Annotated in this window: 23 protein-coding genes, 3 tRNA genes and 1 pseudogene; 17 read left to right on the forward strand and 10 right to left on the reverse strand. The window is 70.1% G+C overall.

The features are described 5' to 3' along the window. The first annotated feature begins 58 nt into the window (after positions 1 to 58). The 5 genes from IFR14_RS05885 to IFR14_RS05905 are packed head-to-tail and all read left to right on the forward strand — an operon-like array spanning position 59 to position 3,975. On the forward strand, positions 59 to 463 hold the full coding sequence (locus IFR14_RS05885; protein WP_137242253.1) for a TOBE domain-containing protein: 405 nt from the start codon (positions 59 to 61) through the stop codon (positions 461 to 463). Continuing rightward, positions 460 to 1,275: a molybdate ABC transporter substrate-binding protein gene (modA, locus tag IFR14_RS05890; RefSeq protein ID WP_191940556.1), complete on the forward strand. Its 816-nt coding sequence runs from the start codon at positions 460 to 462 to the stop codon at positions 1,273 to 1,275. The genes IFR14_RS05885 and modA overlap by 4 nt, the downstream gene beginning before the upstream one ends. A gap of 52 nt (positions 1,276 to 1,327) precedes the next feature. Continuing rightward, on the forward strand, positions 1,328 to 2,095 hold the full coding sequence (locus IFR14_RS05895; RefSeq protein ID WP_191941257.1) for an ABC transporter permease: 768 nt from the start codon (positions 1,328 to 1,330) through the stop codon (positions 2,093 to 2,095). Then, positions 2,092 to 3,168, forward strand: coding sequence for a sulfate/molybdate ABC transporter ATP-binding protein (locus IFR14_RS05900; RefSeq protein WP_191940557.1), 1,077 nt, complete (start codon positions 2,092 to 2,094; stop codon positions 3,166 to 3,168). Before IFR14_RS05895 ends, IFR14_RS05900 begins: the two co-directional genes overlap by 4 nt. A 45-nt stretch (positions 3,169 to 3,213) precedes the next feature. Further along, on the forward strand, positions 3,214 to 3,975 hold the full coding sequence (locus tag IFR14_RS05905) for a GH25 family lysozyme (RefSeq protein ID WP_191940558.1): 762 nt from the start codon (positions 3,214 to 3,216) through the stop codon (positions 3,973 to 3,975). A 26-nt stretch (positions 3,976 to 4,001) separates the two neighbouring features. Here the strand turns inward: IFR14_RS05905 and IFR14_RS05910 are convergent, their stop codons facing one another. From IFR14_RS05910 to IFR14_RS05950, 9 genes and pseudogenes are all read right to left on the reverse strand, one after another. Continuing rightward, on the reverse strand, positions 4,002 to 4,142 hold the full coding sequence (locus tag IFR14_RS05910; RefSeq protein ID WP_153303386.1) for a hypothetical protein: 141 nt from the start codon (positions 4,140 to 4,142) through the stop codon (positions 4,002 to 4,004). A gap of 253 nt (positions 4,143 to 4,395) precedes the next feature. Then, positions 4,396 to 4,794 (reverse strand): annotated as a pseudogene (locus IFR14_RS05915) (arsenate reductase ArsC); the annotation flags it as partial. Then, positions 4,791 to 5,390: a TetR-like C-terminal domain-containing protein gene (locus IFR14_RS05920; RefSeq protein WP_191940560.1), complete on the reverse strand. Its 600-nt coding sequence runs from the start codon at positions 5,388 to 5,390 to the stop codon at positions 4,791 to 4,793. The pseudogene IFR14_RS05915 and the gene IFR14_RS05920, both read right to left, overlap by 4 nt. Positions 5,391 to 5,432: 42 nt before the next feature. Then, a complete protein-coding gene (locus IFR14_RS05925; protein WP_191940561.1) occupies positions 5,433 to 5,891 on the reverse strand; it encodes a hypothetical protein in 459 nt (152 codons plus the stop codon). A 622-nt stretch (positions 5,892 to 6,513) separates the two neighbouring features. After that, positions 6,514 to 7,785: an HNH endonuclease signature motif containing protein gene (locus IFR14_RS05930; protein ID WP_191940562.1), complete on the reverse strand. Its 1,272-nt coding sequence runs from the start codon at positions 7,783 to 7,785 to the stop codon at positions 6,514 to 6,516. A 363-nt stretch (positions 7,786 to 8,148) separates the two neighbouring features. After that, positions 8,149 to 8,625 (reverse strand): hypothetical protein, encoded by a 477-nt coding sequence (locus tag IFR14_RS05935; protein WP_191940563.1) that lies wholly within the window; start codon positions 8,623 to 8,625, stop codon positions 8,149 to 8,151. Between the two features lie 116 nt (positions 8,626 to 8,741). Then, positions 8,742 to 8,814 (reverse strand) — tRNA-Phe (locus tag IFR14_RS05940). Positions 8,815 to 8,892: 78 nt separating this feature from the next. Further along, positions 8,893 to 8,966, reverse strand: a tRNA-Asp gene (locus IFR14_RS05945). A gap of 117 nt (positions 8,967 to 9,083) precedes the next feature. Further along, positions 9,084 to 9,159 (reverse strand) — tRNA-Glu (locus IFR14_RS05950). Positions 9,160 to 9,450: 291 nt separating this feature from the next. On the opposite strand from IFR14_RS05950, the gene IFR14_RS05955 reads away from it, so the two are divergent. Beyond that, the gene (locus IFR14_RS05955) at positions 9,451 to 10,746 is read left to right on the forward strand and encodes a M23 family metallopeptidase (RefSeq protein ID WP_249406896.1); all 1,296 of its coding nucleotides are present in this window, start codon (positions 9,451 to 9,453) and stop codon (positions 10,744 to 10,746) included. 30 nt (positions 10,747 to 10,776) lie between these two features. Here the strand turns inward: IFR14_RS05955 and IFR14_RS05960 are convergent, their stop codons facing one another. After that, positions 10,777 to 11,268: an inorganic diphosphatase gene (locus tag IFR14_RS05960; RefSeq protein ID WP_064294335.1), complete on the reverse strand. Its 492-nt coding sequence runs from the start codon at positions 11,266 to 11,268 to the stop codon at positions 10,777 to 10,779. Between the two features lie 129 nt (positions 11,269 to 11,397). On the opposite strand from IFR14_RS05960, the gene tilS reads away from it, so the two are divergent. From tilS to IFR14_RS06015, 11 genes are all read left to right on the forward strand, one after another. Beyond that, a complete protein-coding gene (gene tilS, locus IFR14_RS05965; RefSeq protein ID WP_191940564.1) occupies positions 11,398 to 12,405 on the forward strand; it encodes a tRNA lysidine(34) synthetase TilS in 1,008 nt (335 codons plus the stop codon). Between the two features lie 61 nt (positions 12,406 to 12,466). Further along, positions 12,467 to 13,018, forward strand: coding sequence for a hypoxanthine phosphoribosyltransferase (hpt, locus tag IFR14_RS05970; RefSeq protein ID WP_064294334.1), 552 nt, complete (start codon positions 12,467 to 12,469; stop codon positions 13,016 to 13,018). Positions 13,019 to 13,172: 154 nt separating this feature from the next. Continuing rightward, on the forward strand, positions 13,173 to 15,191 hold the full coding sequence (gene ftsH / locus IFR14_RS05975) for an ATP-dependent zinc metalloprotease FtsH (protein WP_191940565.1): 2,019 nt from the start codon (positions 13,173 to 13,175) through the stop codon (positions 15,189 to 15,191). A gap of 5 nt (positions 15,192 to 15,196) precedes the next feature. Then, entirely contained in the window at positions 15,197 to 15,859 is a 663-nt protein-coding gene (folE, locus tag IFR14_RS05980; RefSeq protein ID WP_079705155.1) for a GTP cyclohydrolase I FolE, read from the forward strand. 4 nt (positions 15,860 to 15,863) lie between these two features. Further along, on the forward strand, positions 15,864 to 16,667 hold the full coding sequence (gene folP, locus IFR14_RS05985; protein ID WP_079705156.1) for a dihydropteroate synthase: 804 nt from the start codon (positions 15,864 to 15,866) through the stop codon (positions 16,665 to 16,667). Further along, complete coding sequence (gene folB, locus IFR14_RS05990) at positions 16,660 to 17,049, forward strand: dihydroneopterin aldolase (protein ID WP_079705157.1); 390 nt, start codon at positions 16,660 to 16,662, stop codon at positions 17,047 to 17,049. The genes folP and folB overlap by 8 nt, the downstream gene beginning before the upstream one ends. Next, complete coding sequence (folK, locus tag IFR14_RS05995) at positions 17,049 to 17,609, forward strand: 2-amino-4-hydroxy-6-hydroxymethyldihydropteridine diphosphokinase (protein ID WP_137242240.1); 561 nt, start codon at positions 17,049 to 17,051, stop codon at positions 17,607 to 17,609. Before folB ends, folK begins: the two co-directional genes overlap by 1 nt. After that, complete coding sequence (locus tag IFR14_RS06000) at positions 17,606 to 18,085, forward strand: DUF3180 domain-containing protein (protein WP_086474548.1); 480 nt, start codon at positions 17,606 to 17,608, stop codon at positions 18,083 to 18,085. The genes folK and IFR14_RS06000 overlap by 4 nt, the downstream gene beginning before the upstream one ends. Further along, positions 18,045 to 18,656, forward strand: coding sequence for a PH domain-containing protein (locus IFR14_RS06005; RefSeq protein ID WP_137242239.1), 612 nt, complete (start codon positions 18,045 to 18,047; stop codon positions 18,654 to 18,656). The genes IFR14_RS06000 and IFR14_RS06005 overlap by 41 nt, the downstream gene beginning before the upstream one ends. Continuing rightward, positions 18,653 to 20,473: a PH domain-containing protein gene (locus tag IFR14_RS06010; RefSeq protein ID WP_191940566.1), complete on the forward strand. Its 1,821-nt coding sequence runs from the start codon at positions 18,653 to 18,655 to the stop codon at positions 20,471 to 20,473. Before IFR14_RS06005 ends, IFR14_RS06010 begins: the two co-directional genes overlap by 4 nt. After that, positions 20,470 to 21,183 (forward strand): Rossmann-like and DUF2520 domain-containing protein, encoded by a 714-nt coding sequence (locus tag IFR14_RS06015; RefSeq protein ID WP_079705162.1) that lies wholly within the window; start codon positions 20,470 to 20,472, stop codon positions 21,181 to 21,183. Before IFR14_RS06010 ends, IFR14_RS06015 begins: the two co-directional genes overlap by 4 nt. Positions 21,184 to 21,195 lie beyond the last annotated feature (12 nt).

A 21,195-nucleotide genomic window follows, 5' to 3' on the forward strand; every position in this document is an offset into this window, starting at 1 on the left:
CGCGAATGCGGTTACAGCTAGGTCGTGTCAACGCGAATGCGTGCACTAGCCTGTCTCCATGCCGCAGATCCGTATCCGAGACGCCGCCCTGTTCCTCGGGGTCAGTGACGACACCGTCCGTCGTTGGATCGACCAGGGCGCACTCGTCAGCGCGAAGGACGAGGCGGGCCGAGCGGTCGTCGACGGCCTGTCGCTCGCTCGGCTGGCCCGAGAGAACGCCGTCCTCCCCGTCGACCCCTCGGAGATCGGACGCTCGGCACGCAACCGCTTCGTCGGCATCGTCACCGACATCACGATGGACACGGTCATGGCGCAGGTGGAACTGCAGTGCGGGCCGCATCGCGTGGTGTCGCTCCTGAGCAGTGAGGCGGTCCGCGAACTCGGTCTCGAACTCGGCTCGACAGCAATCGCCGTCGTGAAAGCCACGACGGTCCTCATCGAAACCCCGAAGGCGAGCTCATGAACCGCACCGCACCCCGTCGATCCTTCCGACTGCTCAGTGCACTGGCCCTCGGCACCGGGGTCCTGCTCGCGGCGTCCGCCTGCGCCGCCCCCGCCGCGACGTCGACACCCACCGTCTCGGCCACGGCGGACGAGCTCAGCGGCTCCATCACGGTGTACGCGGCGGCGTCGCTCAAGACGACCTTCACCGCGCTCGCGGAGGACTTCGAGGAGGCGCACCCCGGTACGACCGTCGAGCTGACCTTCGCCGGCTCCTCCGACCTCGTCACGCAGCTCACGAACGGTGCTCCCGGCGACGTGTTCGCCTCGGCGGACGAGAAGAACATGGCGAAGCTGACCGATGCCGACCTCGTCGAGGGCGACCCGGTCGATTTCGCGACCAACGTCCTGCAGATCGCCGTGCCCCCGTCGAACCCCGCCGGCGTGAAGACGTTCGCCGATCTCGCCCGTCCGGGCGTCAAGACGGTCGTGTGCGCGCCGCAGGTCCCCTGCGGGGCGGCCACCGTCGCCGTCGAGGACGCCACGGGTGTCGCGCTGAGCCCGGTCAGCGAGGAGTCCTCCGTCACCGACGTCCTCGGCAAGGTGACCTCGGGCGAGGCCGACGCCGGGCTCGTCTACGTGACCGACGTCATCGCGGCCGGCGACGCCGTGCGGGGCATCGCCTTCCCCGAGTCGTCGAAGGCCGTCAACACCTACCCGATCGCGCCGCTCGCAGGGAGCGCGAACCCCACGGTCGCGGCGGCCTTCGCGGCCTATGTCGTGAGCGCCGAGGGACAGCGGGTGCTCGCCGACGCCGGCTTCGGCGCACCGTGACCCCGTGAGGGAACTCGGCTCGGGGGTGCCCCGCTGGATCGTCGTCGTCGCCATGGTCGGCGCGGCCTTCGTTCTGCTGCCGCTCGTCGCGATCGTCCTGCGGGTGGACTGGGCGGACTTCGGTGCACTCGTCACCTCCGAGTCGTCGGTCGCGGCGCTCGGGCTGAGTCTGCGGGCGTCGTCACTCGCGACGGCCCTCTGCATCGTGTTCGGCGTGCCGCTCGCCCTCGTCCTCGCGCGCACCCGGTTCCCGGGGCAGCGCCTGCTGCGGTCGCTCGTCCTCCTCCCGCTCGTGCTCCCGCCCGTCGTCGGCGGGATCGCCCTGCTCTACACCTTCGGTCGGCTCGGCCTGCTCGGACCGGCACTCGCGGACGCCGGGATCGACATCGCGTTCTCCACGACCGCCGTCGTCCTCGCCCAGACGTTCGTCGCGCTTCCGTTCCTCGTGCTGAGCCTGGAGGGGGCGATCCGAACGACCGGCTCGCGGTACGAGGCCGTCGCCGCGACGCTCGGCGCTCGTCCCACCACCGTCTTCCGCACCGTCACGCTGCCGCTCCTCGCACCCGCCGTCGTGTCGGGCGCGATCCTCTCGTTCGCGCGGGCCCTCGGTGAGTTCGGGGCTACTCTCACGTTCGCGGGCAGCCTGCAGGGGGTCACGCGGACGCTGCCGCTCGAGATCTACCTGCAGCGCGAGACCGATCCCGACGCCGCGGTCGCGCTGTCGCTCGTCCTCGTCGTCGTAGCCGTGCTCGTCGTGGGCGTCGCTGGGGCGCAGGGGTCGCTCCGCCGTGGACGGACCGTCGCCGGAGTGGTGCGATGACCGGGGCGGCCCTGGCGTTCCGAGCGACGTTGCGTGAACGCGACTGGGAGCTCGCCGTCGAACTCGCCGCGGGGGAGACCGTCGCCGTGCTCGGCCCCAACGGCGCCGGCAAGTCGACGCTGCTCGCGGTCCTCGCCGGGCTCCTGCGTCCGGACACCGGTCACGCGACCCTCGCCGGTCGCGAGCTGTTCACGGTCGGTGGATCGGGTCGAGACCACTGGCTGCCGCCGCACCGGCGGGGGATCTCGCTCCTGGCGCAGGAGGCGCTGCTCTTCCCGCACCGCTCCGTGCTCGACAACGTCGCCTATGGCCCGCTGGTCGCCGGTGCGTCGCGCGGCGAGGCTCGGGACGTCGCCCGACGACGACTCGCGGAGGTCGAGGCGTCCGAGCTCGAGGGGCGCCGTCCCGCCGAGTTGTCCGGCGGCCAGGCGCAGCGGGTGGCACTCGCCCGCGCGCTGGCCCCGGACCCGGCCCTCCTCCTCCTCGACGAACCGATGGCCGCGCTCGATGCGACGGTCGCGCCCCAGCTGCGCCGCATGCTCCGTGAGCAGTTGCGTGGGCGGACGACCGTTCTCGTGACGCACGAGGTGCTCGACGCGTACACGCTCGCGGACCGGGTGATCGTCCTGGACGCCGGGCGCATCGTCGAGCAGGGGCCGACGGCGGAGGTGCTCGAGCGGCCGCGGACGGCGTTCACCGCGGACCTCGCGGGACTCGAACTGCTGACGGGCGTCCGCACGGCACGCGGGCTCCGTCTGCCGGACGGAGCGGAGGTCGAGGTCGACTCCTCCGCGGAGGCAGACCCGATCCCGGTCGGGGTCGCCGTCGCCTGCGCGTTCCGACCGTCCCGCGTCGAGATCCGCGACGCTGACGGGTCTGGTGGTCCGAGTGCGTCAGGAGCCGTCCGCGCGACGATCACCGACCTCGAACCCCGCGGCGACGTCGTCCGGGTCCGCTCGGCGGTCATCACCGCCGACGTCGCCGTGCAGCAGCTCGCGGCCGCGGGGTGGTCGACGGGCGACGTCGTCGACTTCGTGGTCGACCCGCGGGCAGCGGTCTTGTACCCGCGCTGAGGCATCCTGCACCGGGACACGGCCGGGACGTGACAGAGTGAGTCGATGAACCGATTCTGGAGACGCTGGTGGCCGCTCGTCGTCGGGGCCGCCGGCACGCTCGCGATCGGCGGGATCTGCGTGGCGCTCGTCGCTATGGGGCTCGTGCGGCCGAACGCCATCCTGGCCGCCTCCTACGCGGTGCGCGGTGTCGACGTCTCCTCGTACCAGGGCGAGATCGACTGGGACGTCCTCGCGGCTCAGCCCATCGACTTCGCGATGATGAAGGCGACCGAGGGATCAGGCGATCAGGGCGAACGGTTCGCTGCGAACTGGGCGGGCGCGCAGCGGGCGGCCGACGAGACCGGCTTGCTGATCGGGGCATACCACTTCCTGAGCTTCGACAGCCCGGCCGAGACGCAGGCGCAGAACATCTTCGACACCGTCCCGGTCACGGCTGGCGCCCTACCGATCACCATCGACCTCGAGTGCTACGCCGATTACTGCCGGACGCCACCGAGTGCGGAGCGGGTCGCCGCCGTGCTCGATCCGCTCCTCGCGGCACTCGAGGAGCACTACGGTCAGCCGCCGATCATCTACGCGACCATGCGGTACTACGACGCGTTCCTCGCGGGCTCGTACGAGCGGAACCCGATCTGGATCCGCTCGGTCGTCACGCCGCCGGTCCTGTCGGACGGGCGGGCGTGGGACCTCTGGCAATACACCAGCCGGGAACGGCTGCCCGGGTACGTCGGCAAGGAGGCGTTCATCGACGTGAACGTCTTCGACGGCTCCCTGCGCGACCTCCAGGCACTCGTCGGCCCCTGAGTCGCGGCGTCCGGAGGCGCGTCGGGTTACGGGGCGGGAGCGGGACCGGTGGTCGGCTCGGCGACGGGGAGGAACGTGTCCTCGCCGTCGACCTCCTGCTCGATGGAGTCCTCGGTGGTCTCGTGGTCCTCGGGGAGGTTGTCGTCGTTCGCTGCGTGCTTGCTCATACGACCACGATACGACGGGTGTCGCGCTGGGCAATGGGGTTGCGCGCCGCAGGCGTCCTCAGGAGGCGAAGGCGAGTGAGCGGGCCGTGAGTTCTGCGGTCAGGACGTCGACGGCCTTCGGGCCGACGCCGTGGATGCGGAGCAGGGCGGCGGGGGAGACCCGCGTGAGCTGCTCGAAGCGGGTGAACCCGTGCGCGCTGAGTGCTTCGTGGGCGACCGAGCCGATGGTGGCCGGGAACTCGGACGCCTCGGCGGGCACGAGTTCGACGAACAGCGCGGCGATCCGTTCCTCGATGTCGTCGCGGATGCGGCGGACGGCCTCGATGCCTTGCCCGGCCGGGTCCTCGAGTTCCCAGTCCTCGTAGCGCTTGCCGGGGAAGATCGGGCAGGCGTCGCCGCAGCCCATCGTGATGACCGCGTCGGACGCCCGGACGGCGTCGGTCGTGAGGATGCGGGGCACGGCTGCGGTGATGTCGATGCCGTGTTCGGCCATCGCCTCCACCGCCACGGTGTTGATCCGGTCCTTCGGTTCGCTCCCGGCCGACAGCACCTCGACCCGGTCGCCGGCGAGGGCGCCGAGGAAGCCGGCTGCGATCTGGGAGCGACCGGCGTTGTGCACGCAGACGAAGAGGACGGTGGGGGTGATGGTCATGGCGTCTCCTGGAGGTGGCGTGAGCCGAGCGCGGACGAATGGTCGAGCAGGTCCACGAGGGCAGCGTAGCTGGTGGCGGGGTCGGCGCCGCGGGTGAAGCCGCCGACGAGCTCGAGGGACACGAAGCCGTGGAGGGCTGCTCGGACGATGCGTCCGGCGTCCGTCATCGCCACGCTGTCGAGACCGCGCCCCGCGAGTGCTCGTTCGACGAGCATCACGAGCTCTCGGTCGGCCGGCTCGCCGGTGTCGGCGCGGACGCCCTCGATCGAGAACGCGAGGGCGTACCGGCCGGGATAGGCGAGGGCGAAGCGACGGTATCCGTCGGCCAGTGCGGTGAGTGCGGGGGTCTCGCTCAGCCCGTTCGTCGCGATGTCGAGTCCGCTGGCCAGTTGGGCGAGGGCGAGCTGGGCCACGGCGGCGCGGAGGTCCTCGGTGCTGCGGACGTGCTTGAGGAGGGCCGGTGCCGAGGTGTCGAGCTCGCGGGCCAGGGCGGCGAGTGTGAGGGCGTCGGCGCCGTAGGTGTCGGCGAACTCGGCGGCTCCGACGATCACCCGTTGGCGGGAGAACTTCGTCCGGGAAACGGGTGCATCGGTCATCGGATCGAGCCTAACCGCCCGCGGCCCTGATGCCGTGCGGGTTCAGACCGTCGGCGGTGTGGCTTCGTGGTGGGGCGCGCCGTGCGTGCGGCGGTCCTCCTTCATGGCGGCTTCCGCGAGGTGGCGTCGGCCGCCCGCCAGTTCGTTCCGGACCTCCGTCTCGAGCGTGCGGAACGGTTCCCAATAGTTGCCGTCGTAGTCTTCGACGATCTGGAACGTCCAGCGTCCGTCGATGACGTTGCGTCCGACCAGCTCGGTGTCGATCCGGTCGGCGAGGGCGTCGTGTCCTGCTTCACGGAGGGCGTCCGCGGCTTCGCCGAGCGCGAGGTCCGCTTTGCCGGTCAGGCGATGGAAGCCGTAGAGCATGCCGCGCGCCTGCTCGACGACTTCGAGCGCCTCGGTCACTTTGCCGACCGCTTCCACGGTGGCGTCGTCGACCCCTGCGGGGACTCGGTGGGCGTCGTCGGGGCCGTCGGTGGTGCGATCGTCTGCAGAACTCATCTCACCAGTCTGTCCCGATCGGCCCCGGATGTCTGGGGCTTGCGGACGGAGGTGCACGATGTGAGCCGGCGGACGTCCTCCCGCGCACCGAGCGAGCGCACCCCGACTGCCCTTCGACAGGCTCAGGGACCGGAGCGATCCGGGCACAGTCCAGCCCGGTCACCGAGCTTGTTCTCCCCGGTCGCTGAGCTTGTCGAAGTGCCCACGAGGACATCTCATCGTTCCGGGTACACCTCTGCCGGTCACTGAGCTTGTCGAAGTGCCCACGAGGACTCTTCATCGTTCCGGGCACACCTTTCCCGGTCACTGAGCTTGTCGAAGTGCCCCCGAGGATGCCTCATCGTTCCGGGCACACCTTTCCCGGTCACTGAGCTTGTCGAAGTGCCCCCGAGGACTCTTCATCGTTCCGGGCACACCTTTCCCGGTCACTGAGCCTGTCGAAGTGCCCACGAGGACTCTTCATCTTTCCGGGCACATCTCTCCCGGTCACTGAGCTTGTCGAAGTGCCCACGAGGATGCCTCGTCGTTCCGGGCGCACCTCTTCCGCTCACTGAGCTTGTCGAAGTGCCCACGAGGAACCCTTCCGACACGTCGATAGGCGCAGCGCAGTGACCACAAATGGTCAGAACGGTGCGGGGTCCGGTTCCGTCCGATGGTGTTTCCCGTCGGGTGTCGTCCACTCGAGTACCCCGCCGGGTCCGTGGTCGAGGTTCCAGCCGGGGAGGTGCTTCATCCGGTGGTGATGTCGGCAGAGACAGGCGAGGTTCCCGACATCTGTCGTCCCGCCGTCCTCCCAGGCGACCGAATGATCAAGGTCGCAGGCTCTGGCGCGCCTGCCGCAACCGGGTGCACGACAGGTGCCGTCCCGAAGCCGCACCGCGCGTTGCAGGTCGGCCGGAACTCGGTACTGATTCCGCCCGACGGAGAGCAACGCGCCGGTCTCGGGCTGGACGAGGATCCGGGTGAAGCTGGGTGCGTTCACCGCGATACGGGCTGCGGTCTCCGGATCGATGGGGCCGTAGCCGTCGAGGGTGGCCGGGGCATCGCTCACACCGGCCATGCTCAGCGCCGGAACCGTGATCTGCACCGTTGGCTTGATGTGCTCCTGCACTTCGATCGGGTGCGGGAGGACCGGGCTCGACATGACATCTTCCGGGGTCACGCCGGTGAGCGCGAGCGCCGCCAAGGCGTCTGCCTGCAGCTGGGCGCAGGTGCGAGTGTCGCCAGCTGCGCGCGACTCCGCTGCCGCCGCCTCGACCCGCTCGGTGATGCCCTGCGCGATGGGCGCCGTGGTGAACAGGTGCACCCACGCCATGCCGTCGGCGGCGGGTTCGAACTCGACCCGACGGTCGGCCTCCGAGCGGGTTGCTCGGGCGGTGATGGATTCCGGGTGGAGACGCTCGCGCAGGACGCGGGCGCGCCTGCGGAGGTTCGCGTTGGTGGACTCTTCCGCAATCGGAAGGACCTCAGCGAGGAACACCGCCCGCCCCGCGGTCGGCACGTCACTGAGTTGGTCGATGATCGTCTGCGCGCGCTGCGCCGAGATGCGGCCGGCTTCGAGGGAGGCAAGCACGGCAGGTGCGTCCTTCACGAGCCGCTCGGCGTCGTTCGTCGCCCGCTGAACCGTCCGTTCCGGTGTCCGGGTCGCCATCGCGAGGGCTGCGCAGGTGGAGCGGCGGGAGAGCGCCAAGCGCTCGGCCGGCGGGAAGATCGCCGGAACCGTGACGTCTGCGAACGCATCGGCGTAGGCGGCAGAGCGAGCAAGCAGCCGGGCCTCCTCGGCGTCCAGAGCCGCACGCCGACGCTGGATGTCCGCGTAGTGATCCGAGAACTCCGCGAGGCGCGCGGCGTACTCGTCGCTCGCGCGGATCGCGGTGAGGGTGGTCTTGGTCATGACTCCAGTCCACCATGGACCACTGACATTCCAGATGGTGAGTCGGCCCGGTTGTGGAAGTGTCTTCGTGTGCCCTTCGACAGGCTCAGGGAGCGGAGGAGGCATACCGGTTTTGCGGGGTTCTCCCGTGTGCCCTTGGACAAGCTCAGGGACCGGGGAAGGTTGCGCGGAGACCGGAGTGAGTGCGGGTGCACCTCTTCCGGTCACTGAGCTTGTCGAAGTGCCTACGAGTACCCTTCGACAGGCTCAGGGACCGGATGGGTGTCGCTGGTCTTGGATGCTTCTCCGTGCGCCCTTCGACAGGCCGCACGGAGCGGGGAAGGTTCAGGGATCGGGCGGGCGATAATCGTCTGCCCCCGCGGGCTAGTAGTTCAGGCAGCGATCCGGATCCTGGGTCTCCGGAGGATCACCCTGATACAGGGTGAAGAAGTTCTCGGCCGGGCCGGACAAGGATCCGCGGGCGTGGACGCACAGGCGCGCGAGACCGTCGTCGCTCCGGACGTCGGAGGTGATCCGGGACGTCTCGCATGCGCCGTCGCCGGGATGCAGGACGAGGTCTCGATTGGTCCCCTCGTTGTCCACCATCCAGGTCCCGGAGAAGTCGATCGGGTCGTCCGCGCGGGGGTCGTCGCCAAGACTGCACTGGACATCCGAGGGCCAGGCGGTGGCCTCGAAGGTTCCGTCGTCGGCGAGCTCGAGCCGGGTGTCCCCACTGCGCCAGGTGCCGACGGCCTCACCACGTGGCAGTCCGTACCGCGTGTCCGAGCAGGCGACGAGCGACGTGCCGAGCATGACTGCGAGTACGGAGGCGGTCACCCAGCGTGACGGTTTCGATTCCACGGTGCGAGTCTGTCCGCCGTGGGACAGGAGTGGCAACTCGGGTGGTGGCGTGGGTGTTCGCGGGCATCCGGGCAAAAAAAGAACCCCCACCATGTAGAAGCTAGGTGGGGGTTCCGTGGCTCCGACGGGCGTCGATCCCGTGACCTCACGATTTTCAGTCGTGCGCTCTACCAACTGAGCTACAGAGCCGAGTACATCAGCTGCACGAACGGCGACGATGTCTCAAAAGCAGAAGCCCTCCCTTGCGAGAGGGCTTCCGACCTTTTGCGACCCTGACGGGACTTGAACCCGCGACCTCCGCCGTGACAGGGCGGCACGCTAACCAACTGCGCTACAGGGCCATACATGTTGAATTGCTGGTGATACGAACTGCGGTGATGCTGGTGTTACTCGGTGCTTCTCGCAGTCGCGCAGACTCACTATACCTGAATCCGAGCGGCTGTTTTTCCAGTAGTCAGTGGTGACCCCAACGGGATTCGAACCCGTGCTGCCGCCGTGAAAGGGCGGTGTCCTAGGCCGCTAAACGATAGGGCCGCGAAGCCCTGAAGCTTCATGACTACCGAGCGACAAGCATACGGATGAAACCGCCGAATCCAAAATCGGGTTCGCACAGCAGTGATCGGCGCTCCCTGCCGGATCTGACGACAGGCGCCGAATGACCGCTCCACGGCCCCCGGCCGGGGTTAGCCTCTGGCGTGGACCACTCCCGGATGCCACGGCCGACGGGAGTGTCCGCAGCCGGTCCCGACCCCCGTCGGGCTAGCGTGGACAGTGGTACCGATGTGACCGATGTGACTGCAGCGAACCGAGATGGGCCCCTACTTCATGAGCAAGAAGCTTGCCGGCGCTTGGCGCCGAAGCCGGACGACCAACGCCGCATCGGCGTCCTCCGTGCGGTGGCGAGGACGCCTCACCGCCGCCATCGTCATGTCGCTCGCGATCGTCGGCTCCTTCGGCGTCGCCGGTCCGGCGTCGGCAGCCGACTACCCCTCGTGGGATGACGTCCAGGCCGCGAAGGGCAATGAGGCCGCCAAGGCCGCCGAGGTCACGAACATCAAGAACTTCATCGTCCAGTTGCAGGACGAGCTGCAGGTCGCCCAGGACGAGGCCGAGAAGCGCGGTACGGAGTTCCAGGCCGCTGAGGAGGCCTTCTTCGAGGCCGACGCCCGGGCCACCGCGATCCAGTCGCAGGCCGACGCCAAGACGGCCGAGGCCGACACCGCGACGAAGCAGGCCGGTCGGGTCGCCTCGCAGCTCTACCGCTCCGGTGGCGCCGACCTCAGCCTGAGCCTCTTCCTCGACGGCGAGAGCAAGGGCGCGACCGACCTCCTGTCGAAGCTCGGCAACATGAACCAGGTCGCCGAGCACAGCAACGGCGTCTACGAGCAGGCGGTCGCCGCACGCAACACCGCGGCTGCGCTCGGTGAGCAAGCCGGTGTCGCCCGCGATGAGCGCGAGTCGCTCCGACAGGCGGCACAGACGGCCATGGAGGCGGCCCAGGCGGCGGCGTCCGCGGCGGCGGAGAAGCTCGAGAAGAACCAGGAGCTGATCGTCACGCTCAACGCGCAGCTGACCGCGTTGCAGGACACGACGGCGAAGACGGTTCAGGACTACGAAGCCGGAGTCGCTGCGGCAAAGGCGAAGGCCGCGGCCGAAGCCGCCGCACGGGGGCAGAGCGCCGACGGCGGTCAGCTCAGCAGCCAGGGCTGGGCGATCCCGGCCTCCGGCAGCATCTCGGGCACCTACGGCTACCGCGATCCGATCTCCACGGGCGGCGGCAGCTCAGGGAGCTTCCACCGCGGCACCGACATCGCGGGCGGCTGCGGGATCCCGATCTACGCGGCGACCTCCGGCACCGTGACCTACGCCGGTTGGTACGGCACCTACGGCAACTTCATCCTCATCGACCACGGCTCCGGCGTCTCGACCGGCTACGCGCACATCGTGAACGGTGGCATCCAGGTCGGCGTCGGCTACCAGGTCTCCGCCGGACAGGTCATCGCCTACGTCGGCACGACCGGTGCCTCCACCGGCTGCCACCTGCACTTCGAGGTCCGCATCAACGGCAGTGCGATCGACGCGCAGCCGTTCATGGCCGACCGCGGGGCGCCGCTCGGCTGATCGAGCGCAGCGACCCGCACGACNCAGGGGTCAGTGCCCCTCCGCCTTGAGCTTGTCGAAGCCCGCGAGGATGATCTTCTCCGCCGCTGCGGCGTCGCCCCAGCCGTCGATCCGCGCCCACTTGCCGGGCTCGGTGTCCTTGTAGTGGACGAAGAAGTGCTCGATCTCGTCGCGCGTCGCCTGCGGGATGTCGTTCAGGTCCTGGATGTGCGACCAGCGCGGGTCCTTGTACTGCACGGCGATGACCTTGTCGTCGCCGCCGCCGTCGTCCGTCATGTGCAGCACACCGACGGGGCGGACCTTGATGCCGACGCCCGGGAAGGTCGGGAAGTCGAGCAGGACCAGCACGTCGACCGGGTCCCCGTCCTCGCCGAGGGTGTTCTCGAAGAAGCCGTAGTCGGCGGGGTAGACGAAGCTCGTGAACAGGACGCGGTCCAGGAAGACCCGACCGGTCTCGTGGTCGATCTCGTACTTGTTGCGGCTGCCCCGCGGGATCTCGATGACGGCGTCGTACTCGGCCATAAGCCTGCTCCTTGCGCGGTTGGATGACGTTGAGTCGGCGCGGTCGCCGACGAGGACCAACCATAACCGATACGTCCTGGAGCGAACGGTGTGGGGAGGCGCTCGGCGCGGTGCAATAGCGTGGTCCGCGTGAACGACGTCCGACCCCCGCTCCACCCGTCCGTCGCCGCCCTCCGGAAGGCGGTGCGCGACGCGATCGCGGGCACGGCGTCCACGCCGTCGCGTGACGCCGCCGGTGCCGACCTGCTCGTCGCGCTGAGCGGTGGCGCCGACTCGCTCGCGCTCGCCGCCGCGACCGCGTTCGAGGCCGGAAAGGTCGGTCTGCGGGCCGGCGCCGTGATCGTCGACCACGGACTGCAACCGGGCTCGGCCGACGTCGCGGCGCGTGCCGCGGACCAGGCGCGTGCCCTCGGGCTCGACCCCGTCCTCGTCCGCGTCGTCGAGGTGGGCTCCGAGGGCGGACCGGAGGCCGCGGCACGGGCGGCCCGGTACACCGCACTCGACGCCGCGCGAGTCGAGGTCGGTGCGTCCCTGGTGCTGCTCGCGCACACCCTCGACGACCAGGCGGAGACCGTCCTCCTCGGCCTCGCACGAGGGTCGGGCACGGGCAGCCTCCAAGGGATGGCGCCCGTCTCCGGTGCGCTCCTCCGACCGCTGCTCGGGATCCGGCGTTCCCAGACCCGCGAGGCGTGCGCTGCCGAAGGGCTCGAACCGTGGCACGACCCGCACAACACCGACGACGCCTACGCGCGGGTCCGGGTCCGCGAGCGGGTCCTGCCGGTGCTCGAGGCGGAGCTCGGGCCGGGGATCGCCGAGGCCCTCGCCCGCACCGCCGACGCCGCTCGCGAGGACGCGGACGCGTTCGAGGAGATGATCGAGGAGACCATCGAGGAGCTCGTCGAGCACGCCGAGGCCGGGATCTCCGTCAGCGCCGGGGCACTCGCCGCCAATCCGGCGGCGCTCCGCCAGCGGATCATCCGGTACATCGTCCAGAGCGAGTTCGGCGTCTCGCTCACGCGGTCGCAGACGATCGAAGTCGCGCGCCTCGTCACCGATTGGGCGGGCCAGGGGCCGATCGACCTGCCCGGCCTGACGGCGTCCCGGCACGCGGGACGCATCGTCTTCGCGGCCCGCTGACCCAGGGCTCCCCGAGCAGGAGGCGCACGGGCGTCCTGGTCATCTCGCATACACTCGACGCATGGAGCAGAGCGACATTTCCGACGACCTCACGACCATCCTCGTCACCGAGCAGGAGATCCGCGACAAGCTCGCCGAACTCGCCCGGCAGATCGAGACCGACTACGCCGGGAAGGACGTCCTGCTCGTCGGCGTGCTGAAGGGTGCGGTCATGGTCATGGCCGACCTCGCGCGCGAACTCCGCATCCCGCTCTCGATGGATTGGATGGCCGTCAGCTCGTACGGCGCCGGCACGAAGTCGAGCGGTGTCGTCCAGATCCGCAAGGACCTCGACGCCGACCTCACGGGCCGCCACGTCCTGATCGTCGAGGACATCATCGACTCCGGCCTCACCCTGTCCTGGCTGCTCGAGAACTTCGCCTCGCGCGGAGCCGCGTCCATCGAGGTCTGCGCGCTCCTCCGCAAGCCCGAGGCCGCCAAGGTGCACGTCGAGTGCAAGTACGTCGGTTTCGACATCCCGAACGACTTCGTCGTCGGCTACGGTCTCGACTTCGACGAGAAGTACCGCAACCTCCGCGACGTCGGCGTCCTCGCCCCGCACGTCTACGCCTGAACCACTCCACCGACCTCACACCGCACCCCCGTTAAGCCCACGGCAAACACAGGGGAGGCATCCAGCGGCGAGGGGGTAGCCTGATTTGCGACGCGGCTCCGCCCGTCGACCCCTCCTGCAGAAAGGGAACGGGCCAGCCCCGGCCTCTCAACTTATGAACGTCAAGCGTCTCTTCAAGGGTCCCATCCCGTACCTCATCATCGCCGCCCTGGTCTTCTGGATCGGCATCAGCCTGATGAGCATGAACGGCTTCCGTGAGGTCTCCACGCAAGAGGGTCTCGCCTTCCTCGAGAAGGGTCAGGTCAAGGAGGCCGTCATCACGGACGGCGACCAGCGCGTCGACCTCACGCTGACGAAGGCGGACGACGAGTTCGGCAAGCAGGTGCAGTTCTACTACGTCGGCGCCCGCGCGGCCGACGTGGTCGAGGCCGTCGACGCCGCAGACCCGTCCGGTGGCTACAACGACAAGGTGCCCCAGCCGAGCTGGCTCCTGTCGATGCTCGGCCTCCTCCTCCCGCTGCTCCTCATCGGTGTCTTCTTCTGGCTGATGCTCTCCGGCATGCAGGGCGGCGGCAACAAGGTCATGCAGTTCGGCAAGTCGAAGGCGAAGCTCGTCTCGAAGGAGTCGCCGAAGGTGACCTTCGACGACGTCGCCGGTGCCGACGAGGCGATCGAGGAGCTCGAGGAGATCAAGGACTTCCTCAAGGAGCCCGCGAAGTTCCAGGCCGTCGGTGCGCGCATCCCGAAGGGCGTCCTGCTGTACGGCCCTCCCGGAACGGGCAAGACGCTCCTCGCCCGCGCGGTCGCCGGTGAAGCCGGTGTGCCGTTCTACTCGATCTCCGGTTCCGACTTCGTCGAGATGTTCGTCGGTGTCGGTGCGAGCCGCGTCCGCGACCTCTTCCAGCAGGCCAAGGAGAATTCGCCCGCGATCATCTTCGTCGACGAGATCGACGCCGTCGGTCGTCACCGCGGCGCCGGCATGGGCGGCGGTCACGACGAGCGCGAGCAGACCCTCAACCAGCTGCTCGTCGAGATGGACGGCTTCGACGTCAAGACGAACGTCATCCTGATCGCCGCGACCAACCGCCCCGACATCCTCGACCCCGCGCTGCTGCGCCCGGGCCGCTTCGACCGCCAGATCGGCGTCGACGCCCCCGACCTCGCCGGCCGCAAGAAGATCCTCGAGGTGCACGGCAAGGGCAAGCCGCTCGCCGCGAGCGTCGACCTCGAGGTCGTCGCCCGCAAGTCGCCCGGTTTCACCGGTGCCGACCTCGCCAACGTCCTCAACGAGGCCGCACTGCTCACGGCGCGCTCCAACGCGCAGCTGATCGACAACCGCGCACTCGACGAGGCCATCGACCGCGTCATCGCCGGCCCGCAGCGCCGCACGCGCGTCATGCGCGAGCAGGAGAAGCTCATCACCGCGTACCACGAGGGCGGGCACGCGCTCGCTGCAGCGGCGATGAACAACACCGACCCCGTCACGAAGGTCACGATCCTTCCGCGCGGCCGTGCCCTCGGTTACACGATGGTGCTGCCGCTCGAAGACAAGTACTCCGTCACGCGCAACGAGCTGCTCGACCAGCTCGCTTACGCGATGGGCGGCCGCGTCGCCGAGGAGCTCGTCTTCCACGATCCGACCACGGGTGCGTCGAACGACATCGAGAAGGCCACGGGCATCGCCCGCAAGATGGTCACCGAGTACGGCATGACCACCGACGTCGGTGCCGTCAAGCTCGGGCAGTCCTCGGGCGAGATGTTCCTCGGCCGCGACATGGGCCACCAGCGCGACTACTCCGAGGAGATCGCGCAGCGGGTCGACGCCCAGGTCCGCGAGCTCATCGAGGCCGCGCACGACGAAGCCTGGCAGGTCATCACGACCAACCGGGCCGTGCTCGACCGCCTCGCCGCCGAGCTGATGGAGAAGGAGACCCTCGACCACGTCCAGCTGGCCGAGATCTTCAAGGACGTCAAGAAGCTCCCGCCGCGCCCCGTCTGGCTGTCCAGCAAGAAGCGGCCCGTCGGGTCGGGTTCGGCCGTCGGTTCCGCGTCCTTCACCGCCCCCATCGACTCCGGTGCGGCTGACGGCGGCGTGAGCTCGGAGCCCGAGCCCGAGGCGCCCGTGAAGCCCAAGCGCACCCGCGCGACGAAGCCACGACCGGCGACCGCCTAGCCCGCATGACCCACGGCGAGCACACCGCGGACGACGCGGTCGCAGCCGCGCAGGCCGAGCCCGATCAGGGCTCGGCCTCGCGGTCGTCCGTGGACCGCGAGCGGATCGCCGCAGCGGTCCTCGAGATCCTCGAGGCGATCGGCGAGGACCCCTCCCGCGACGGCCTCGCCGACACCCCGACGCGTGTCGCCGACGCGTACGCGGAGTTCTTCGGTGGCGTCGGTCAGGACGCCGGTGTGCACCTGGCCCGCCCCATCCCGATCGAGGAGGGCGCGACCAGCGACGTCGTGCTCGTCCGCGACATCGCCTTCCGTTCCGTCTGCGAGCATCATCTGCTCCCGTTCCTCGGCACGGCGCACATCGCCTACCTGCCCGACGAACTCGTCATCGGACTCGGTGCCCTGCCGAAGCTCGTCGACACACTCGCGTCGCGCCCGCAGGTCCAGGAGCGCCTGAGCGAGCAGATCGCCGACACCCTCGTCGAACGGCTCGCGCCCCGTGGCGTCCTCGTCGTGCTCCAGGCCGCACACGGCTGCGTCTCGATGCGCGGGTCACGCCAGCTGACGAGCACCACCGTCACCATCGCCAGCCGTGGAGCCCTGGCCGATCCGGCTGCACGGGCCGAGCTGATGGTCCTGATCGGCGCGTCCGCCGACCAGGCGGGGTGATCGCATGTTCCAGATCATGGGCGTCGTCAACGTCACCCCCGACTCGTTCAGCGACGGCGGCCGGTACCTGGACGTCGACGACGCCGTCGCCCACGGGCTCGAGCTCATCGCGGCCGGCGCGACCATCATCGACGTCGGCGGCGAATCGACCCGGCCCGGTGCCGCCCGGGTCGACACCCGCGAGGAGCAGCACCGGGTCGCACCCGTCATCGCCGCGCTGGCCGCCGCTGGTGCGCGAGTGAGTATCGACACGATGAACGCTGAGACCGCCCGTGCCGCGGCCGACGCCGGTGCCTCGATCATCAACGACGTCTCCGGTGGCCTCGCCGACGATCGCATGCCGGGCGTCATGGCGGCGTCGGGTCTCGATTGCGTCATCAGCCACTGGCGCGGGCACTCGGCCGACATGGCGAGCCGCGCCACCTACACCGACGCGGCGGTCGACGTCGCTCGGGAACTCGACGACCGGGTGACGACCCTCCGCGGTCAGGGCGTCGACCCCGGCCGGATCGTCGTCGATCCCGGCCTGGGGTTCTCCAAGCACGCCGAGCACAACTGGCGCATCCTCGCCCGACTCGACCTGCTGCGCGAGCTCGGATACCCGGTGCTGGTGGGCGCGTCCCGCAAGCGGTTCATCGGAGCGCTCCTCCCCGAGGACGCCCCGATGGAGGCGCGCGACCTGCCGAGCGCCGTGGTGAGCGTGCTGGCCGCGCAGGCCGGAGCCTGGGGTGTGCGCGTCCACGACGTCGCCGCAACCAGACTCGCTCTCGATACCCTCGATGCATGGCAAGGTGGAGCCGATGACTGATTCGATCACCCTCACGGGCCTGCGTGCGTTCGCGCACCACGGCGTCTTCGACTTCGAGCGCGAGGCCGGACAGGAGTTCGTCATCGACGTCACCGTGTCGCTGGACCTCCGCCCGGCCGCCGGCGGCGACGAGCTCGGCGCGACCATGCACTACGGCGAGCTCGCCGAGGCGGTCGTCGCGGCCGTGGAGCGCGACCCGGTCGACCTCATTGAAACGGTGGCCGAGCGCATCGCCGACGTGGTGCTCGCGAACGAGCGCGCGGAGGCGGTCCGGGTCACCGTGCACAAGCCGAGCGCCCCCATCACGGTGCCCTTCGCGGACGTGGCGGTGACGATCGAGCGCACCCAGGCCGACCGCACGCAGGCCGGGCGGGCCGTCTGATGGTCTCGCGCACACCGATCCACGACCCCGCCCGTCGGCCCGGACCACCGAAGCCGCGCGCCGTCTGGGCCGTCGTGGCCATCGGGGCCAACTTGGGGGACCGCCGCGCGACGATCGCACAGGCGGTGGACGACCTCGCCGCCGTCGACGGGGTGCTCGAGGTGCGGCCGTCGCCGCTCGTCTCGAGCGCGGCCGTCAAGGTGTCCGGCGTCGACGAGTCGGCTCCGGCCTACCTCAACGGTGTCGCTGCCGTCCGCACCCGCCTCCAGCCGCACGCGCTCCTCGACGAACTCCAGCGGATCGAACTCGCGCACGGCCGTGTCCGCGAGGAGCGCTGGGGCGACCGGACGCTCGACCTCGACCTCATCGCCTACGACGACGAGACGATCGACGACGAACGCCTGACGGTCCCGCACCCGCGAGCCGCCGAGCGCGGGTTCGTCGTCGTGCCCTGGCTGCTCCTCGACCCCGACGCGACGCTGCCCGGCGTCGGCCGCCTCGACACCCTCGCGGCCGCCAAGGACGGCTCCGTGGTCCCCGACGACGGCATGCACCCGTGACCCGCACCACCGCGACACCGCTCATCGTCCTCGCCGGGGTGGGCGTCGTCTTCGGCTTCCTCGTCGAGGTCGCGATGGTCTCCGGCGGACGCGCGTCGATCATCCCGCCCGTCACCCTCGCGGTCTCGCTCGTGGCGGTCGCAATCATCCTCATCGCCCTGTCCTGGCCGATCCGCCGCAGCACGACCGGTCGCGCCACCCGGCGGATCGATCCGTTCCGCGCCATGCGGGTCGCCGCGCTCGCGAAGGCCTCGAGCCATGCGGGCTCCCTGGTGGCCGGGGCGACCGTCGGGATCCTGCTCTTCGTCCTGACCCGCCCGATCCTGCCCGCGATAGGCTCGTTGTGGCTGGTGATCGCGTCCATCGTGGGATCCGTCGCACTCGTCGTCGCCGCCTTGGTGGCCGAGTGGTTCTGCACCGTTCCGAAGGATGATGATGACGACGCCGCACCCGGGGGAGCCCCGTCCCACACCTGATCAGCCCGCCGAACGGCCGCTGATCGAGACGCCGCTGGAGGAGCTGTCGTCGCCGGAGGGGGTCCACGCCGGCCCCGCGGAGCAGAGCGGCAAGCGGCTCGAACTGCCTGATGCCGAGTGGCGCCGCGTGAGTCGCAAGCTCATCGCCGTCGAGTTCATCTCCGAGGGCGCCGGCCTCGTGCTCGTCACGGCGGCCGTGGTCTTCGTCGCGCTCGTCTGGGACTGGACCTGGATCTGGTGGCCGTTCGCCGCCTTCGCCGTGATCTCCCTGATCGCCGCCGCGTTCATCCCGCGCCGCATCCGATCGATCGGGTATCAGCTGCGCGCGGACGATCTGTTGTTCCGCCGGGGGATCATGTGGCAGCGCTTCGTCGCCGTGCCGTACGGGCGCATGCAGCTCGTCGACATCAACCGCGGACCCCTCTCGCGGGCGTTCGGCCTCGCCGACCTCAAGTTCGTGACCGCCTCCGCCTCGACCGGAGTGGTGATCAACGGGTTGCCGGAAGCCGAAGCCGAGGGGCTGCGCGACCATCTGGTCGCCGTGGCGGAGAGCCGGCGGACCGGGCTGTGAGCGAGCACCAGGCGGCAGGACCGCCGGAGCGGTTCGAGGCTCCGGCCGCGGGTCCTCGGGTGAAGCCGACAGCCGAGGCGATCGTCCCACGGGTGGCCGGACAGAGTCTCGTCGACGGGCAGTGGCACCGGCTGCACCCGGCGACGCCGTTGCTCCGAGGCGGGATCGCGTTCGTCGCCATCCTCGGCATCGTCATCGCGAACCTCCGCGAGCGCCTCATCGAGTTCTTCATCCCCGCCCCGGGGATGGAGCAGCCGACCGACCCGATCGACTACATCCTCAACCACGGCTTCGTCGGGTGGGTGCTCCTCGCGATCGCCGTCGGGCTCATCGTGGTCATCGCCGTGTTCTGGTTCTCATGGCGCATGCACACGTTCCGGGTGACCGACGAGGCGGTGGAGGTGCGCAGCGGGATCCTGTTCCGCACGAACCGCAAAGCCAAGCTCGACCGCATCCAGGGCGTCTCCATCGAGAAGCCGCTCCTCGCCAGGCTCATCGGGGCCTCGCGCATCAACGTGAGCGTCGCTGGCCAGGACGCGAACGTCAAACTCGAGTACCTGTACGGTGCCGACGCCGACGGCCTCCGCCGGGACGTGCTCACGCTCGCGAGCGGGGTGAAGCTCGCCGAACGCCGGCAGACCGCCGCAGCCGGCGACCCGGCCGACCCGACCCTGCCGCCGCAATCGGTGCCCGACGGTGCCGGCGGGGTGTCCCGGTTCGTCACCGAGCGCGTCGACGACTTCATCTCGCCCGAACTCGATCCGGAGGAGGCGGTGCCGGACTCCGTCGTGCGCTTGACGCTCGGACGCTTGGTCGGGTCCACGCTGCTCAGCCCGTTCACCGTGATCGTCCTGATCTCGGTCGTGGTCGGCGTCGTGCTCCTCGTCAACGGCCTGGACTGGGCCTGGTTCTGGCTCGTCCCGATGGTGCTGAGTCTCGGGGCCTTCGTCTGGTCGAGCGTGACGAAGTCGCTGCGCTACAGCATCGCCGCGACGCCCTCGGGCGTCCGCATCGGCTTCGGGCTCTTCTCGACGACCAACGACACCGTCCCGCCCGGCCGGATCCACGCGATCGAGGTGTCACAGCCCATCATCTGGCGTCCGTTCGGCTGGTGGCGGGTGCGGATCAACAAGGCCGGCCTGTCGCTCGAGCAGGCCGCTCGCGGTGCGACGAGCAACACGGTGTTGCCGGTCGGGTCGCTCGTGGACGCCGCCCAGGTCGTGGAGCTGATGCTCGCGGGCCGCATCGACGGCAGCGCCTGGGCGCCCCTGCAGTCGGCCCTCGCCACACGCGACGGCGTCGGTTTCGTGGGTTCGCCCCGCCGCTCGCGATGGATCAACTGGTTCTCCTGGCGTCGTACCGGCTACGCCCTGCGCGACGGGATGCTGCTGTTCCGGCAGGGGGTGGTCTGGCGCAAACTCCACATCCTCCCGCTCGCACGCCTGCAGAGCATCCGGATCGACCAGGGACCGCTCCTGCGGGCGCTCGATCTCGCCTCCGCGACCGCGCACACGGTCCCCGGCCCGGTGATCGCCAAGCTCCCGGCCATGGCCCGCGACGAGGCGGTGCGGATGTTCGACGCGGCGTCGGCGGCGATCGTGGTCGCGCAGTCGACCGACCGCAGCCACCGGTGGGCGAGCTTCGACCCCGAGCACCAGCCGTCCGAGGCGCAGGCGACGGCGCCCTACCTCGATGAGCCGGTGGCGCAGTCCGGCACCGAACCGACGACGCGGGCGCACGCCGAGCCGTGGCAGGAGCAGAGCCCGGCACCGTCCGTGCCGTTCCCGACGACCGACCAGGACCGGAGGACCACGTGAGCGCGGAACGACGGAGCGCCAGGCTCGGCGTCGGGATCATCGGGAGTGGTCGCGTCGGCCCGGTCATCGGAGCGGCGCTCGGGGGAGCCGGACACGCGATCGTCGGCATCACCGCGGTGTCGGAGGAGAGCCTCGAACGGGCGAACGCCCTGTTGCCGGATGTGCCGGTGCTCGATCCGACCGAGGTGGTCGAGCGGAGCGAACTCGTCGTCATCGCCGTGCCCGATGCGCAACTCGCGTCGTTGGTCGAAGGGCTCGCGGCGGTCGGTGCGTGGCAGCCGGGCCAGCTCGTCGCGCACACCTCGGCTCGGTTCGGGACGGCGGTGCTCGCTCCGGCAGCGCGCGCCGGTGCCATCCCGTTGGCGTTGCACCCCGCGATGGTGTTCACCGGGACGAGCCTCGACCTCGCCCGGCTCCACGAGACGTCGTTCGCCGTGACCGCACCGGCCCCCGTCCAACCGATCGGGCAGGCGCTCGTGGTCGAGATGGGCGCGGAGCCCGTGATCATCGCCGAGGCCGATCGTGCGGCCTACGCCGAAGCGGTGGAGACGGCCGCGAGCTTCTCCCGCGCGGTCGTGCAGCAGTCGACGGCTCTGCTCCAGGAGATCGGCGTGGAGAACGCCGGCGGCTTCCTGTCGTCGCTCGTGCGGTCGTCGGTCGACGAGGCGCTGCGCGGGGCGACCACGCCCGACGTCGACGAGCTGCTCTAACCGGGTGGGCGA

This window comes from Plantibacter sp. CFBP 8775 (assembly GCF_014839505.1).
Classification (GTDB): domain Bacteria; phylum Actinomycetota; class Actinomycetes; order Actinomycetales; family Microbacteriaceae; genus Plantibacter; species Plantibacter auratus.